The organism is Crossiella sp. NPDC003009 (assembly GCF_053591555.1).
Window position 1 is genome coordinate 33,612 of record NZ_JBSFUA010000030.1, and the last position, 14,130, is coordinate 47,741.

Annotated in this window: 12 protein-coding genes; 9 read left to right on the top strand and 3 right to left on the bottom strand. The window is 72.8% G+C overall.

Annotation, left to right across the window (positions count from 1 at the left end; translation table 11 throughout):
* The first annotated feature begins 1 nt into the window (after position 1).
* The 8 genes from ACWDY5_RS26930 (at position 2) to ACWDY5_RS26965 (ending at position 12,246) form a co-directional block, all read left to right on the top strand.
* Entirely contained in the window at positions 2-427 is a 426-nt protein-coding gene (locus tag ACWDY5_RS26930; RefSeq protein ID WP_449724952.1) for a GPW/gp25 family protein, read from the top strand.
* A complete protein-coding gene (locus tag ACWDY5_RS26935; protein ID WP_449724953.1) occupies positions 424-3,573 on the top strand; it encodes a putative baseplate assembly protein in 3,150 nt (1,049 codons plus the stop codon). The genes ACWDY5_RS26930 and ACWDY5_RS26935 overlap by 4 nt, the downstream gene beginning before the upstream one ends.
* A complete protein-coding gene (locus ACWDY5_RS26940; RefSeq protein ID WP_449724954.1) occupies positions 3,570-7,259 on the top strand; it encodes a putative baseplate assembly protein in 3,690 nt (1,229 codons plus the stop codon). Before ACWDY5_RS26935 ends, ACWDY5_RS26940 begins: the two co-directional genes overlap by 4 nt.
* A complete protein-coding gene (locus ACWDY5_RS26945) occupies positions 7,259-9,388 on the top strand; it encodes a hypothetical protein (RefSeq protein ID WP_449724955.1) in 2,130 nt (709 codons plus the stop codon). The genes ACWDY5_RS26940 and ACWDY5_RS26945 overlap by 1 nt, the downstream gene beginning before the upstream one ends.
* A 14-nt stretch (positions 9,389-9,402) precedes the next feature.
* Positions 9,403-10,776 (top strand): DUF6519 domain-containing protein, encoded by a 1,374-nt coding sequence (locus ACWDY5_RS26950; RefSeq protein ID WP_449724956.1) that lies wholly within the window; start codon positions 9,403-9,405, stop codon positions 10,774-10,776.
* 392 nt (positions 10,777-11,168) lie between these two features.
* On the top strand, positions 11,169-11,783 hold the full coding sequence (locus tag ACWDY5_RS26955; protein ID WP_449724957.1) for a hypothetical protein: 615 nt from the start codon (positions 11,169-11,171) through the stop codon (positions 11,781-11,783).
* A 13-nt stretch (positions 11,784-11,796) separates the two neighbouring features.
* A complete protein-coding gene (locus ACWDY5_RS26960; RefSeq protein ID WP_449724958.1) occupies positions 11,797-12,015 on the top strand; it encodes a hypothetical protein in 219 nt (72 codons plus the stop codon).
* 51 nt (positions 12,016-12,066) lie between these two features.
* Positions 12,067-12,246, top strand: a complete 180-nt coding sequence (locus tag ACWDY5_RS26965) for a hypothetical protein (RefSeq protein ID WP_449724959.1) — start codon at positions 12,067-12,069, stop codon at positions 12,244-12,246.
* Positions 12,247-12,262: 16 nt separating this feature from the next.
* Here ACWDY5_RS26965 and ACWDY5_RS26970 read toward each other — a convergent pair whose 3' ends face one another.
* From ACWDY5_RS26970 to ACWDY5_RS26980, 3 genes are read right to left on the bottom strand one after another with little or no spacing between them, the layout of a single operon-like run.
* Entirely contained in the window at positions 12,263-12,457 is a 195-nt protein-coding gene (locus ACWDY5_RS26970) for a hypothetical protein (protein ID WP_252481974.1), read from the bottom strand.
* Positions 12,454-12,942 carry a hypothetical protein gene (locus ACWDY5_RS26975; protein WP_449724960.1) on the bottom strand — a complete coding sequence of 163 codons (489 nt, stop codon included), beginning with the start codon at positions 12,940-12,942 and terminating at the stop codon, positions 12,454-12,456. The genes ACWDY5_RS26970 and ACWDY5_RS26975 overlap by 4 nt, the downstream gene beginning before the upstream one ends.
* A complete protein-coding gene (locus tag ACWDY5_RS26980) occupies positions 12,939-13,745 on the bottom strand; it encodes a CAP domain-containing protein (RefSeq protein ID WP_449724961.1) in 807 nt (268 codons plus the stop codon). Before ACWDY5_RS26980 ends, ACWDY5_RS26975 begins: the two co-directional genes overlap by 4 nt.
* 78 nt (positions 13,746-13,823) lie before the next feature.
* On the opposite strand from ACWDY5_RS26980, the gene ACWDY5_RS26985 reads away from it, so the two are divergent.
* Entirely contained in the window at positions 13,824-14,111 is a 288-nt protein-coding gene (locus ACWDY5_RS26985) for an acylphosphatase (protein WP_449724962.1), read from the top strand.
* Positions 14,112-14,130 lie beyond the last annotated feature (19 nt).

Here is a 14,130-nt window from a genome sequence, read left to right on the forward strand (position 1 = left end):
CATGGCCGCCAGCGAAGACCGGCGAGTGGTGGAGCTGCCCGCCGCGCGCACCCGGCCGGGCAGGCTGGACTGGGCGTTCCCGTTCCGGATCGACAGCCGCGGCCGCACCGCCGACCGCGGCTACGACGAGCACGTGCGGGACATGATCGAGGAGCTGCTGTTCACCAGCCCCGGTGAACGGGTGATGCGCCCGGACTTCGGCTGCGTCCTGCTGGACCTGGTGTTCGCGCCGAACAGCCCCGAGTTCGCCTCCGCGCTCCAGCTCTCCGTGCAAGCCGGGTTGCAGCGCTGGCTCGGCGACGTGATCGACATCTACTCGCTGGAGGTCATCAGCGAGGAGAACCTGCTGCGCGTGCACCTGGTCTACCTGGTCCGGCCGACCGGAACCCAGCGCACCGACGTGTTCGAGCGGAGGGGGACGGCGTGACGGCCGAACAGGACTGCCGCACCGACGGCAGACGCCGCAAGATCCGCGCCGCGCGGTGGAACGGGATCGACGGCGTGGAGGTGGCCGAGGACGGCCGCACGCTCACGGTCACCTTCCTCGGGAAAGTACCCAAGGACCTGGCCCGCAACAACTTCCGCGTCGACGGTGGCCGCCGGATCACCGGACTGCGGGTGGTCGAGGTCCACCTGGAGACCCAGCCGGACCCCGAGCTGGACGACCGGGTGCGCCTCCTGCTGGACCGCGCGGGCGACTCCTCGACCTACACCCTGCACCTGGTCCGCCCCAACGCCTACGGCCGCCCCGGCACCGAGCCGCTGCCCGGCTTCGACCCGCGCTACTCCAGCGCCACCTTCGACTTCCGGCGCGACTGTCCGTCCGATGTGGACTGCTTACCCGTGCCCTGCCCGCCGGGTGGCGACGGCCCGGCACCGGAGATCAACTACCTGGCCAGGGACTACGACACCCTGCGCCGCCTGCTGCTGGACCGGATGACGCTCACCGTCCCGGCCTGGCTGGAACGGCACGTGCCCGATCTCGGCGTCACCCTGGTCGAGCTGCTCGCGCACGCCGGCGACCAGCTCAGCTACCGCCAGGACGCGGTGGCCACCGAGGCGTACCTGGACACCGCCCGCCGCCGCACCTCCGTCCGCCGCCACGCCCGGCTGGTCGACTACGCCATGCACGACGGCTGCAACGCCCGCGCCTGGGTGGCCCTGGAGACCGCGCACCCGCACACCATCGACGCCGGGGACTACCGGTTCATCAGCATCGACCTCAGCCACCTGCCGCCCGGCGAACGGCCGGAGCTGGGCACCGTGCTCTCCGACGAGCAGCTGGAAACCCTGCCGCCCGGCGCGGTGGTGGAGGTCTTCGAGCCGGTGCGGGACTGCCCGCTCACCGTCCGCCCCGAGCACAACGCAATCCGGTTCTGGACCTGGGGCGATGAGGAATGTTGCCTGCCCGAGGGCACGACCGCGGCCACCCTGCGCGATGACAAGGACCGGCCGCTGTGCCTCAAACCCGGCGACGTGGTGATCATCGAGGAGGTCCGCGGCCCGGTCACCGGCGCGCCGGCCGACGCCGATCCCACGCACCGCCAGGCGGTCCGCCTCACCTCGGTCACCCGCGGTTGCGACGACCTCTACGACCAGCCGGTGCTGGAGGTCACCTGGTCCGCCGAGGACGCGCTCACCTTCAGCGTGTGCCTGTCCGCGGTCGGCGGCCCGGACTGCTGCCTGCTCACCGACCTGAGTGTGCTGCGCGGCAACGTGGTCCTGGTCGACCACGGCCGCACGCTCACCTTCTGCGGCGCGGCGCCGGAGGAGGTCCTGGTGCCGCCGGGACCGGTGGACCCACCCAGTTGCGCGCCGCCGGAGTTCGGCTGCCCGGACCGCGCCGCCGCCGATCCCGCCGTCGGTCAGCTCCAGTCGCTGATCAGCCAGACCGGCGCGCACCAGCCGCTGGAAACCGGCGACGTCCGCGGCCTCACCGAGGTCTTCGGCGCGGCCGCGGTCGCCCGCGCCGGACTCGGCATCTCGCTGTCCAGAGACAGCACCGAGCACGAGGTGGTGGTGCCCGAGGTCATCGCCGACCAGCACACCGCGCTGCGCACCCTGCTCGCCCAGGTCAGCTACCCGCCGCTGCCGCGCCCGTTCCGGCCGCTGCCGCGCCCGTTCCGGCCGGTGCTGCGCAACGCCCCGGTCACCCAGCGGGTCCCGTTCCCGTTGCCGCGCATCGCGGCCGCGAGCCAGGCCGAGCTGCTGCGGGCCATTCCCGGCCGGGTGCACGCCTGGCTCACCGACCTGTGGCGGGCGGCCCGCGACGGCACCCCGCCCGGACGCCGCGAGCTGGCCGCGCTGGCCGTGCTGTTCACCGAGGAGCTGCTGACCCGCCTGCGGATCGCCGAACGCCCCGAGCCCGCGCTGCGCGAACTCCTGGCCCGCCAAGAAGAACTGCTCAAACCCAAGCTCGACCGGCTGCACGTGCTCGCCGGACGGGCCGCCGCCGGGGTGGTGCTGACCGAGGGGATCGCCTGGGAGATCAGGCAGAGCTGGGGCCGCGAGCACGCCGAGGGCCTGCACCCCGGCTCGCCGGCCCTTGCCGGATCCGCCCGCTCCGCGCTGCGCACCGATCCCAGGGCCGCGCTGCCCGCGGTGCTGGTCACCGAACAGTCCGAGGACAGTCCACAGTGGACACCCCGGCGAGACCTGCTGGCCAGCGGAGCGCGCGACCGGCACTTCGTCGGCGAGCTGACCGAGGAGAACCCGGCCCAGATGCAGCTCCGCTTCGGCGACGGGAAACGCGGTCTCGCGCCCCGGCCGGGCAGCACCATCGAGGTCGCCTACCGGGTCGGCACCGGTGTGGCGGGCAACGTCGGCGCGGAGGCGATCACCCACCTCGCGCTCTGTTGCGGGGTCATGCACGACGGCGTCACTCGGGTGCGCAACCCGCTCGCGGCGGTCGGCGGCGTGGAGCCGGAGCCGATCGAGCAGGTCCGCCAGCTCGCCCCGCTCGCACCCCGGCGCGGCCTGGTGCGCGCGGTCACCGCCGCCGACTACGCCCGGCTGGCCGGAGAAGTCCCTGGCGTGCAACGGGCCGCGGCCCAACTGCGCTGGAACGGCAGCGGCCGCGAGGCGCACGTGGCCATCGACCCACTCGGCGAAGCCAGTCCCAGCCCGGCACTGCTGGCCGCCGTCACCGCAGCCCTGGAACCCGCGCGCCGCATCGGACACCGGCTCTTCGTCGGCCCGGCGGCCCTGGTGCCACTGGACATCGAGCTGTTCGTCTGCGTCGACCACGGCTACCAGCGCGGGCACGTGCTCGCCGCGTTGCGCGCGGTGTTCGGCACCCGGCGGTTGCCTGGCGGGGCGCTCGGCTTCTTCCACCCCGACGCGCTCAGCTTCGGCGAACCGGTCCGGGTGTCCCGCCTGATCGCCCGCGCCGCCGCCATTCCCGGCGTGGTCACCGCCCAGGTCCGCCGCCTGCGCCGCCGCTTCGGCCAGGACAACGGTGAGCTCGCCGCCGGTCTGCTGGCACTGGGGCCACTGGAGATCGCCCAGCTCGACAATGACCCCGACCGGCCGGAGAACGGCCGCCTGAGCTTCGTGCTCGGAGGTGCGAGATGACCGAATGCGACTGTTGTGCCGGGACCGCGGTGGTGACCCCGGCCGAGGTGGTCAACCCGCCGTCCCGCACCGAGATCACGCACCGGGCCGGCACACACGCCGAGTTCCTGGCCACCATGCGCGCCAGGCTGTCCAGCCCCGCCTACCCGGCGCTGGCCGCGCTCACCGTGCGCGGCACCGAGGATCCGGCGATCGGCCTGCTGGACGCGGGCGCGGTGCTCGGCGACCTGCTCACCTTCTACACCGAGCGGATCGCCAACGAGGGCTACCTGCGCACCGCCACCGAGGAACGCTCGCTCACCCTGCTCGGCCGCCTGGTCGGGCACACCCCGCGCCCGGGAGTGGCCGCCGGCGCGTTCCTGGCCTACACCCTGGACGCCGATCCCAGGCAGGGCAGGGACTTCCAGGTGCGCATCCCGCGCGGTGCGCGCACCCAGAGCGTGCCGGGGCCCGGCGAGGAGCCGCAGTCCTTCGAGACCGTGGAGGACCTGCTCGCCCGCTGGTCTTGGAACGACCTCAAGGTCCGGCAGACCCGGCCCTACCAGTTCGGCAAGGAGGACCTGGCCAAACGCACCGCGGTGCACGTGGCCGGGGTGGCCGCCAACCTCAAGCCCGGCGACCAGCTGCTGTTCGTCTTCGGCGCGGAACCCGGCCGCCAGCAGCTCACCGTGGTGCCGGGGATCACCCTGGACCGCGAGCGCGATGTCACCACCATCGGCCTGCCCCAGCCCGCGCTGCCCACCCTGACCGAGCTGAACACCAGGCTCAGGAAACTGCTCAAACCCCTGGCGAACCCGGAGACCGGTGACCCGGACCCGACGCCGGAGGTGGTGCAGCGCAGCGCGATCCTGCGCCGGTTCGTCGAAGGCCCGGTCACCCTCCTGTGGCAGGACCTGGCCAAGCTGACCACGCCCACCCGGTTCGCCGACGCGGTGGCCGGACTGCGCGGGCACACCGCGGAGACCATCGCGCTGGCCGAGCACTACCGGCACATCGCGGGCTGGCTGGAAGCCTTCGACGGCAGGCTCCGCGAACTCGAGGAAACCGCCCGCAAACTGGAACCGGCCCAGGAATGGGAACCCGAAACCGAACGCCTCTACCACGCGCTCGCCCTGGACGCCGAGGTCCCGGACCGCAGTGAAGCAGTGCTCGGCCTAGGAGCCCTGCTCGGCGTGCTGCGCACCAGCACCGTCCGCCCACCGGCCGGCTCGCGTTACCTGGCCCGGGAGCTCAGCCGGATCTACGCGCCCGGCTCCGACCTCGGCGCGCAGCTGCTGTCCACATTGGACGACCGCCTGCGGGACACCCTCTACCCGGCCTGGCGGCAGGCCGACCTGAGCGCCCCGCAGGCGTTGCAGGAACTGCACGTGATGCGCGTGGTGGCCACCCCCTTCGGCGCCACCGCGCCGGCCGAGGACTCACTGCGCACCCTGCAAACCCTGCGGGTGCAGGTCGACTACGACGAGCAGGTGAAACCCAGCCGGACCCTGCTCAGCTTCACCTCGGCCAAGGACACCTGGGAGCACAACCTCACCGACCTCACCGAGGAGGTCACCATCGACCTCGGCCCCGGCCGGTTCACCTTCAACCCCAGCGGCACCCGGCTGTCCTTCACCTTCGCCAGGCAGCTGCCGGAGCGGAAGCTGGAAGTGCACCAGGAGAACGCGGAGAAGAAGATCAAGGTCCGGCTGGAGGGCCTGACCGGCTCCGGCCTCGACCCGGTCGAGCACAGCCTGGCCGTGGGCGACGCGCCACCGGGACAGGTGCACGGCAAGGGCTTTGTGATCTGGTTCCGGCGCACCGCCGCCGACGAGAAGGACCCGCAGCGGGTCGTGTTCACCATCCAGACCTACGCGCTCAACCCGCCCACCATCCTCGCCCTGGACGGTGTGTACGAGGGCATCGGGCCGGGCAGCTGGGTGGTGGTCACCAGGCCGCGCAAGGGCCAGGAGATCGGCGGCGACGAGCAGCTGTCCACCGTCACCGCCAGGGTCACCACCGCGCGCACCGTGGCCAAGCAGGCCTTCGGCATCAGCGGCAAGGTCACCGAGCTGACCCTGGACCGGCCCTGGCTGGACGAGTACGACACGCTGCTCTCCCACCTGCGCGACGCCACCGTCTACGCCAGGGGCGACCGGCTGGAGCTGGCCGAGGAGCCGGTGCCGGAACCGGTGGCGGGCAACGTGATCGAGCTGGCCGAGCTCTACGACGGCCTCACCCCCGGCCGCTGGGTGATCGTCACCGGCGAACGCGCCGACCTGCCGGGCGGCACCACCGGGGTGCGCGGCACCGAGCTGGCCATGATCGCCGGGGTGACCCAGACGGTGCAGAAGAACAGGCCGGGGGAGAAGGTGCACACCACGATCACCCTGGCCGCCGCTCTCGCCTACCGCTACGTGCGCAGCACCGTGCGGGTGCACGGCAACGTGGTCCGCGCCACGCACGGAGCCAGCCGGAACGAGCCGATCGGCAGTGGTGACGCGAGCCAGCCCAACCAGTCCTTCCTGCTCCGCCAGGGACCGCTGACCTGGCTGGCCGCGGACAACCCGCTCGGCGCGGAGAGCACCCTGGAGATCAGGGTGGACGGGGTCCGCTGGCGGGAGGTGGACAGCCTGGCCGGACACGGCCCCACCGACCGGGTCTACGTGACCGCGTTGGCGGACAACGGATTCCTCAAGATCACCTTCGGCGACGGCAGACGGGGCGCGCGACTGCCCACCGGCGTGGAGAACGTGCGCGCGAGCTACCGGGTCGGCCTCGGCAAGGCGGGCAACCTCACCGCGGGCCAGCTCACCCAGCTCACCACCCGCCCGCTGGGCGTCTCCGCGGTCACCAACCCGCTGCCCGCCGACGGTGGCGCCAACCGGGACGACGCCGGTCAGCTCCGGCGCAACATCCCGTTACGGGTCACCGCCTTCGACCGGCTGGTCTCGGTGCCCGACTACGCCGACTTCGCCCGCGCCCGCGCCGGGATCGGCCGGGCCGAGGCGCGCCGGCTCTACAACGGCACCCGGCAGGTCGTGCACGTCACGGTCGCGGGCGTCGAGGACATCCCGCTGCACCCGGACTCCGACATCGTGACCACGCTGCGGGCCGCCTTCGCCGCGCACGGCGACGCCGGGCTGCCCGCCGAGGTCGCGGTCCGGGAACCGGTGCTGCTGGTGATCGCGGCCAACATCCGGGTGCACCCCGACCACAGCTGGGACCTGGTCGAACCCGCCGTGCGGGCCGCGCTGCTGGCCCGCCTCGGCTTCGCAGGCCGCGAGCTCGGCCAGCCCGCCTACCTCTCCGAGGTGCTGGCCACCGCGCAGGCCGTGCCCGGCGTGGACCACGTGGACGTGGACTCCTTCGCCGGGGTGCCCGGCAGCATCACACCCGTTGGCCTGCAACAGCTGGCCACCGACCTGGCCCGCCCCAACCCCTCGGTGTCAGCCCGGCTCGCCCAGTACACAGTGGACAGATACCGGGTCGAGCCCGCGGAAGGGAAGACCGAGACCCTCACCGCAATCTGCGCCAAGCACGGCATCTCGCTGGCCGAGCTGCTGCGGCTCAACCCCGACATCACCGACGCCAGCCCGCTGGAACGCGGCCGGGTGGTCGTGGTCTTCCGCGGTGTGCGACCGGCCCAGCTGGTGCTGCTGTCACCGACCCTGCCGGACACGCTGATCCTGAAGGAGGTGCGGTGATGCCCGCGCCCGAACCCGACCGCCTGTTCGACCGGCTGCCGCAGTTCCACCGGCTGCGCGACGCCGAGACCGGCGGCCAGTTGCGCGCGCTGCTGGCCGTGCTGGCCGAACAGGTCGAGCTGGTCGACGCCGATGTGCAGGCCCTGTACGAGGACTGGTTCATCGAGACCTGCGCCGACTGGGCGGTGCCCTACCTCGGCGACCTGGTCGGCTACCGCATGCTCCGTGGCTACGAGGAAGCCGTCAGTCGCGGGGACCAAGCGGCCCAACGGTTGACCGCCCGCCTGGCCCCACGCGCCGACGTCGCCGACACCGTGGCCAACCGCCGTCGCAAGGGAACGTTGCCGCTGCTGGAAGAACTCGCCCGCACGGTCGCGGACTGGCCGGCCCGTGCGGTGGAAGTGCTGCCGCTGCTGACCACCCACCAGCCGATCCGGCTCTACCCCAACCGCCCCGCCGCGGCCGACGCCCGCGCGGCCTTCGGCGGCGGCTACGTCGACCTCCGTCGCGGGGCCGACCTGGACCTGCTCGGCTCGCCCTTCGACACCAGCGCGCGCGGCCCGGCCGGGAACCACGGGCCGCCCGAGGTCGGCGTGTTCCTGTGGCGGCTCAAGGCCCACTCGGTCACCCGCGCCCCCGCCTACTGCATCGACCGCGCCCGCAACCTGTTCACCTTCTCCATCCTCGGCAACAACCTGCCTCTGGTGGCCAACCCCGAACCGGAACCCGGACCCGCGCACCTGGCCGGCGCGGCGAACGTGCCGGGGTTCATCCGCCGCCGCGCCCTCGCCGACGCCCTGCCCGACTACTACGGACCGGGCAAGAGCTTCCAGCTCTGGCGGGACCGCGAGGACGAGCCGGTGCCCCTGCCGGACCTGGTGGTGGCCGATCTGACCGGCTGGGCCTACCGCCCGCGCGGCAGACAGGTCGCGGTGGACCCCGTGCTCGGCCGGATCGCTTTCAGCCCGCGCACCGCGCCCCGCACCGGCGTCTGGGTCACCTACCACCACGCCTTCAGCGATGACCTCGGCGGCGGCGAGTACCCACGCCCCGCCCAGCATCCGTCCACAGTGGACAGATATCTGGTCGGGCCTGGCGAGCACGGCGGGATCATGGCCGCCTTCCAGCAGTGGCGCGCCGACCAGCAGAGCGGCCAGGCCGGTCCGGAGGCGGTCATCGAGATCACGCACAGCGGCGCCTACCAGGAGCAGATCGAGCTTGCCCTGACCCACGGCGAACGCCTGGAGGTCCGCGCCGCCGAGGGCGTTCGCCCGGTGATCCGGCTGCTCGACTGGTACAGCAACCGCCCGGACGCGCTGCTGGTCCGCGGTCCCGGTTCGGACGCCGAGGAGGGCTGCTGCCCGGACAAGCCCCGGCTGGTGCTCGACGGCCTGATCGTGGCCGGACGCGGCGTGCACGTCACCGGACCGCTCGGCGCGGTGGTGCTGCGGCACTGCACCCTGGTGCCCGGCTGGTCGCTGGAACCGGAGTGCCGGCCCTCGCACCCGGAGGAACCCAGCCTGGTGCTGGAGGACACCACCGCCTGCGTGCAGGTCGAGCGCAGCATCCTGGGCACCATCCTGGTCATCGCCAACGAGGTGGACACCGACCCGCTGCCGATCTACCTCACCGACAGCGTCCTGGACGCCACCGCACCCGACCGCGAGGCGCTCTCCGCGCCGGAATGCCGTCACGCGCACGCGGTACTGGCCGTGCGGCGCAGCACCGTCATCGGCGAGGTGCACACCCACGCCATCCGGCTCGGCGAGAACAGCATCTTCCACGGCCGCGTGCACGTGGCCAGGCGGGGCATCGGCTGCCTGCGGTTCTGTTACAGCACACCGGGTTCGCGCACCCCGCGCCGCTACCGCTGCCAGCCCGGCGGCGTGCGCGGTGAGGTCGAGCAGCTGCGCGTGCGGCCCCGGTTCACCAGCACCCGGTACGGCACACCGGGTTACGCCCAGCTCGCCGCCGACTGCGCCCCGGAGATCAGCCGCGGCGCCGAGGACGGCAGCGAGCTGGGCGCTTTCCACGACCTGTGCCAGCCGCAGCGCCTGGACAACCTGCGCGCCCGGCTCACCGAGTTCCTGCCGGCCGGTATGACCGCCGCGACCGTCTTCGTCTCGTAAGGGGGACAACGAACATGCACGGCGACTTCTCCCGGCTGACCTTCCGGCCGGACAAGCGGTTCTCCGCGGTGCTCGCCCAGCAGGGCCGGGTGCAGCTCGACGCCGAGGCCAACGAGCAGGTGCTGATCAGCCAGCACCGGCACCGCACCGCGATCAGCGACCTCATCGGGCGTCGCGGCGGACCACGGGATGCCAACGGCTTCCGGCTCGCCTTCGTGCCCAAGGGCAAGGAACCCGCGGACCTGAAGATCCACGGCGGCCGCTACTACGTGGACGGCATCCTGGTCGAGGCCACCCGCCCGCCCCGCGGCGTGCCGGTCCCCGACGACCCGGAAACCGATCCCGCGCCCCCACCGGCCGCCGAGTGGACCTACTGGGACCAGCCGGACGCCCACCGCGACCGGGAACGCCAGGACGAGGCGCACCACCTGCCAGGCCTGCCGTTCCTGGCCTACCTGCTGGTCACCGAGCACCTGGTCACCGCGATCCAGGATCCGGAGATCAGGGAGACCGCGCTCGGCCCGGCCCTGCCGGACACCACCGCGCGCACCAAGGTCAGCTGGCAGGTGCTGCCGCTGACCGCCAAGGACGGCCTCCAGATCCCGGACCGCCCCACCCCGGAAAGCCTGACCGCCGCCTTCGACGGCTGGGTCGAGCGCGGCCGCGCCACCGGCCGCCTGGCCGCCCGGGCCGAACGCCCCGCCCGCACCGAGGACGACCCCTGCCGGTCCGCCCCCGACGCCCGCTTCCGCGGCCTGGAGAACCAGCTGTACCGGGTCGAGGTGCACCTCGGCGGCAAGCAGCCCACCTTCAAGTGGTCGCGGGAGAACGGCTCCGTCACCCTCCCGGTGTCCACAGTGGACAGGACCTGGGTGACCCTCGCCGAGGGTGCGCGGGACCGGAAGCTGGGCCTGTCCATCGGCGACTGGGTCGAGCTGGCCGACGACGCCTCGGTGGCCCGCGGCGAGGCCGGCCCACTGGCCCAGGTCCGCGACATCGACACCGAGGCGCTGCGGGTCGAGCTGTCCAGGGAGTCCGGCACCGGCGTGGGCAGACCGGGCAGGCACGCCTTCCTGCGCCGCTGGGACCAGCGCGGCGACGCGGTCCGGATCGAGGAGGGCAGGTGGCTGGACCTGGAGGACGGCGTCCAGGTCTGGTTCGCCGCGGGCGGGAAGTACCGCGGCGGCGACTACTGGCTGATCCCGGCCCGCACCCTCACCGGCGAGGTCGAGTGGCCGCGCAACGAGCGCGGCGAGCCGCTGCTCCAGGAACCGCACGGGATCCGCAGGCACTACGCCCCGCTGGCCTGGATCCCGGCCGGGAACCAGCTCACCGACCTGCGCCTGACCTTCGCGCCGCTGGCGCAACACGTGGCCAGCGGCACCTAGTCTCGGCCGCATGACCGCCGAGCTGACCGTGCACGAGACGATCGCGCTGCTCCAGCAGCACGGTCGCACCGAGTACAGCATCTGGTCCGAGCGCAACGGCCTGCCGCTGCGCCGGATCGACACCGGCTGGCAGGTCACCGACACCGGCCACGACTGGCTCATCTACCGCACCGAAAGGGGCGAACGGGTCACCCAGTGCCGCTGCTACACCAGCGAGTCACAGGTGTGCGCCGAACTGCTCGCCAGCCTGCTCGGCGCACCCCCGCCGCCCCCGCGCCCTGGCGCCGAGGCCGCCTTCGGCACCCTGCTGGCCCGCTGGCGGCACACACACCCCGTGGCGGCTGCGCCCGGCCACCCGCGCCCAGCTCAGGGACGCGCTGGCCTGGCTCGGCGTGCCCGGCAGCGCGTACTCGCTGCACGGCGGCGCCTTCGAGGGCAGGCTGTGCCTGGAACAGCGGACCGAGGGCTGGCGGGTCTACCGGATCCGCTCCGGCCAGACCGAGTCCGGCACCGCCTGGATGTCCGAAGCCGAGGCCTGCGCCGAGTTCTGGCACCGCCTGGTCGATGAGGACCTGCCCACCCTGCTCGGCGCGGACCCCGCCGCACTGCCCGCCCGCCCCGAACCCGTGGCCGCCCCCGACGACCTGACCATCCCGGAGGCCCTGGCCATCCTCAACCGCTCGGGCTCCCGCCCACCCCTCGGCCTGCTCGCACCCAGCCACGGCATCCACCAGCCGATGCCCGGCGGCGACGACGTGGCCAACCTGCACGAGCTGCCCAACGGCCACTGGGAGCTCCGCTACACCGAACGAGGCCAGACCAGCGTCCGCGCCGGCTACGTCCGCGAAGGTGACGCCGCCGCCGACCTGATCGCGCCCGGCCTCACCGTGCCCGGCATCGCCTCCCCCGACCGCCACGCCGACCGCTTCGCCCCCCACCCGCTACGAACAGCTCCTGCACCACTGGCGCCAACACCCCTGGCACACCACCCCTGCCTCGATCCATGACCTGGCGATCGCCTTGCGCGACTTCGGGTTCCCGTACGACAGCTACCGGCTCGCGGGCGGCCGGGCCGGCGACGGACTGCGGCTGGCGGAGCGGCTGGACTCGTGGCGGGTGTACCGGGTGCACGACGGCGAGCTGCTGGGGGAGACCCGGCACGCCGCGGCAGGGGAGGCCTGCGCGGAGTTCTGGCGGCGCGCGGTCGACGAACTGCTCCCGGGGTTGTTCACCCGGTAGTGCTAGGCCACGGCGTGGTGTGCCCTCGTGGCAAGCACTACGAATGTGGTTATGGAGCACGTCCCCGAGCACAGTGGACCCGTCGAGGTCTCGCCGTTCGCGAGGCTGGTGGCCGAAGGAAAGATCATCCCGGCGGCCAGGGCCGGTCCGATTCCGATGCCGACGATCCCGGGCGGAGACAGCTCCGGGTCCGATGCGCTGATCGCCATGCGTGCGGAGGAACGCTGGTGATCGCACCCGTCACCGGCTAGTCCCGTTTCGCCAGCTCCGCGCGCACGCAGTCCGGGATCCGCCCGGTGTGGTCGATCGGCGTCCACCCCTCCGACCGGATCCACTGCGACCCGCACCCCCGGCAGGCCAGCACCGGCAACCCGTCCAGCTCCGCCCTGGTCTCCGCCCACGCGCACAGCGAGCGGCACGGGTGGATGGCCAGCCCGCTCAACTGCCGGTGGGTGGCCGGGAGGCGCTGGTGGTGGTCGAGGTGGTGCTCGGCACCGTCGACTGGCTGGTGGTCGTGGAGGTCGTGGTGGTGGTCGTCGTGGTCGTGGTGGTACGCGGCGGCAGCTCGATCTGCTTGCTGGTGGTCGGCTGGCCGGGGTCGGAGCTGCCGGTGGTGGTGCTGGTGCTGCTGTTGCCCGAGGTGCCCGTGCTGCCGGTCTTCGAGCTGCTGGTGGCGCTGGCGGACGGGGTGGTGGACACCGTCTCGGTGACGGTCACGGTGGTGCCGTTGGAGACCGTCGTGCGCAGCACCACGTTGTCCAGGCGACCGTTGTTCGTGGTCACCGGCGGGGGCTTGCCGGTGGAGCTGAGCGCCGCGATCCCGGCGAAGGCGGTGGCGGTGGCCAGCGCGACCGCGGCCAGCGCGGCGCCGCGCGGCACGTCGGAGCGGCGTGGGCCAGTCTCGGCAGGAGGGGTGTCCATGCTCATCGGCCGAACACCTGCACCCAGTGCGGCCCTCTGGCCTCATGGCCGACGCCGATCGCGACGAACGAACAGTTCAGGATGTTCGCCCGGTGACCTGATGAACCCATCCACGACTCCATGACCTTCTCGGCGGTGCGTTGCCCCTTCGCGATGTTCTCACCGCCTGGCGCTGGGTAACCAGCCGATCGCGCACGGTCAACGAAGGACGTGCCCTCCGGTGCGGTGTGCGAGAAGTAGCCACGGTTGGCCATATCGGTGGCGTGCCGCTGAGCGGCCGTAACCAACCGCTCGTCCACTCGGAGGCTACGGCAGCCCGCCCTGGCCCGCTCCTGGTTCACCAGCTGCACCACCCGCATCGCCGGCGAGGCCGCCGGGTTCTCCGCGGGCGGCGGGGTGGTCGGCGGCGGCTTGGCCACCGTGGTGGTGGGCGCCGGCGGCGGGCTGCTCGGCCCGGTGGCGGGCGGGGGCTGCTCGGCGCTGCTCGACGAGGGCGGCGGCGCGGAGCTGCTGGTGGGCTGCTCGCTGCTGGTGGCGGAGGTGGGCGTGGTGCTGCCGGCCGAGGTGGTGGTCGCGCTGGTGGGGGCGGCCAGTTCGCCGTCGCCGTTCCACTGCGGGAGCGCGCCGTCACGGGCCTGGCCGGTCACCTGCTCGCGGGCGGCCTCGGCACTGGCGATGAGGTCCATCCCGGTCAGCGCCTGGAAGGCGGTGGGCGCCATCAGGGTCAGGCCGCAGGCGCCACCGGCGCCGACCATCATCGCGACGAGACCGAGCACCCCAGGGTTGCGTTCCTTGCGCCGGGTGGTCACGGCCAGGAAACGTACCACTATCGAGTTAACCCGGTTGGTCCTGCGTAGCCGATTTGTCTTGTCCGGCAGGATGAACCCGTGTCGAACGAGGCAGAAGTGGTGCGACTCACCGCCTGGGTGCACGGCCGGGTACAGGGTGTCGGTTTCCGCTGGTCTACCAGGGCAAAAGCGTTGGAGCTCGGGCTGGTTGGCTGGGCCCGCAACGCCAGGGACGGCCGGGTGGAAGTGGTCGCGGAAGGAGCCCGCGAGCTCTGCGGAGAACTACTGCGCTACCTCCAGTCAGGTGATACCCCAGGTCAAGTGACCACCGTGGTGGAGCAATGGGCAGGCGCTAAGGGTGGTCTGACCGGTTTTACCGAACGTTGAGCGGATCCCTCTCCCACGA

Excerpts from the sequence above, each read along its gene's own strand:
- ACWDY5_RS26930 (WP_449724952.1), top strand. The coding sequence starts at position 2 with ATGGCCGCCAGCGAAGACCGGCGAGTGGTGGAGCTGCCCGCCGCGCGC.
- ACWDY5_RS26940 (WP_449724954.1), top strand. The coding sequence starts at position 3,570 with ATGACCGAATGCGACTGTTGTGCCGGGACCGCGGTGGTGACCCCGGCC.
- ACWDY5_RS26945 (WP_449724955.1), top strand. The coding sequence starts at position 7,259 with ATGCCCGCGCCCGAACCCGACCGCCTGTTCGACCGGCTGCCGCAGTTC.
- ACWDY5_RS26950 (WP_449724956.1), top strand. The coding sequence starts at position 9,403 with ATGCACGGCGACTTCTCCCGGCTGACCTTCCGGCCGGACAAGCGGTTC.
- ACWDY5_RS26965 (WP_449724959.1), top strand. The coding sequence starts at position 12,067 with ATGGAGCACGTCCCCGAGCACAGTGGACCCGTCGAGGTCTCGCCGTTC.
- ACWDY5_RS26975 (WP_449724960.1), bottom strand. The coding sequence starts at position 12,942 with ATGAGCATGGACACCCCTCCTGCCGAGACTGGCCCACGCCGCTCCGAC.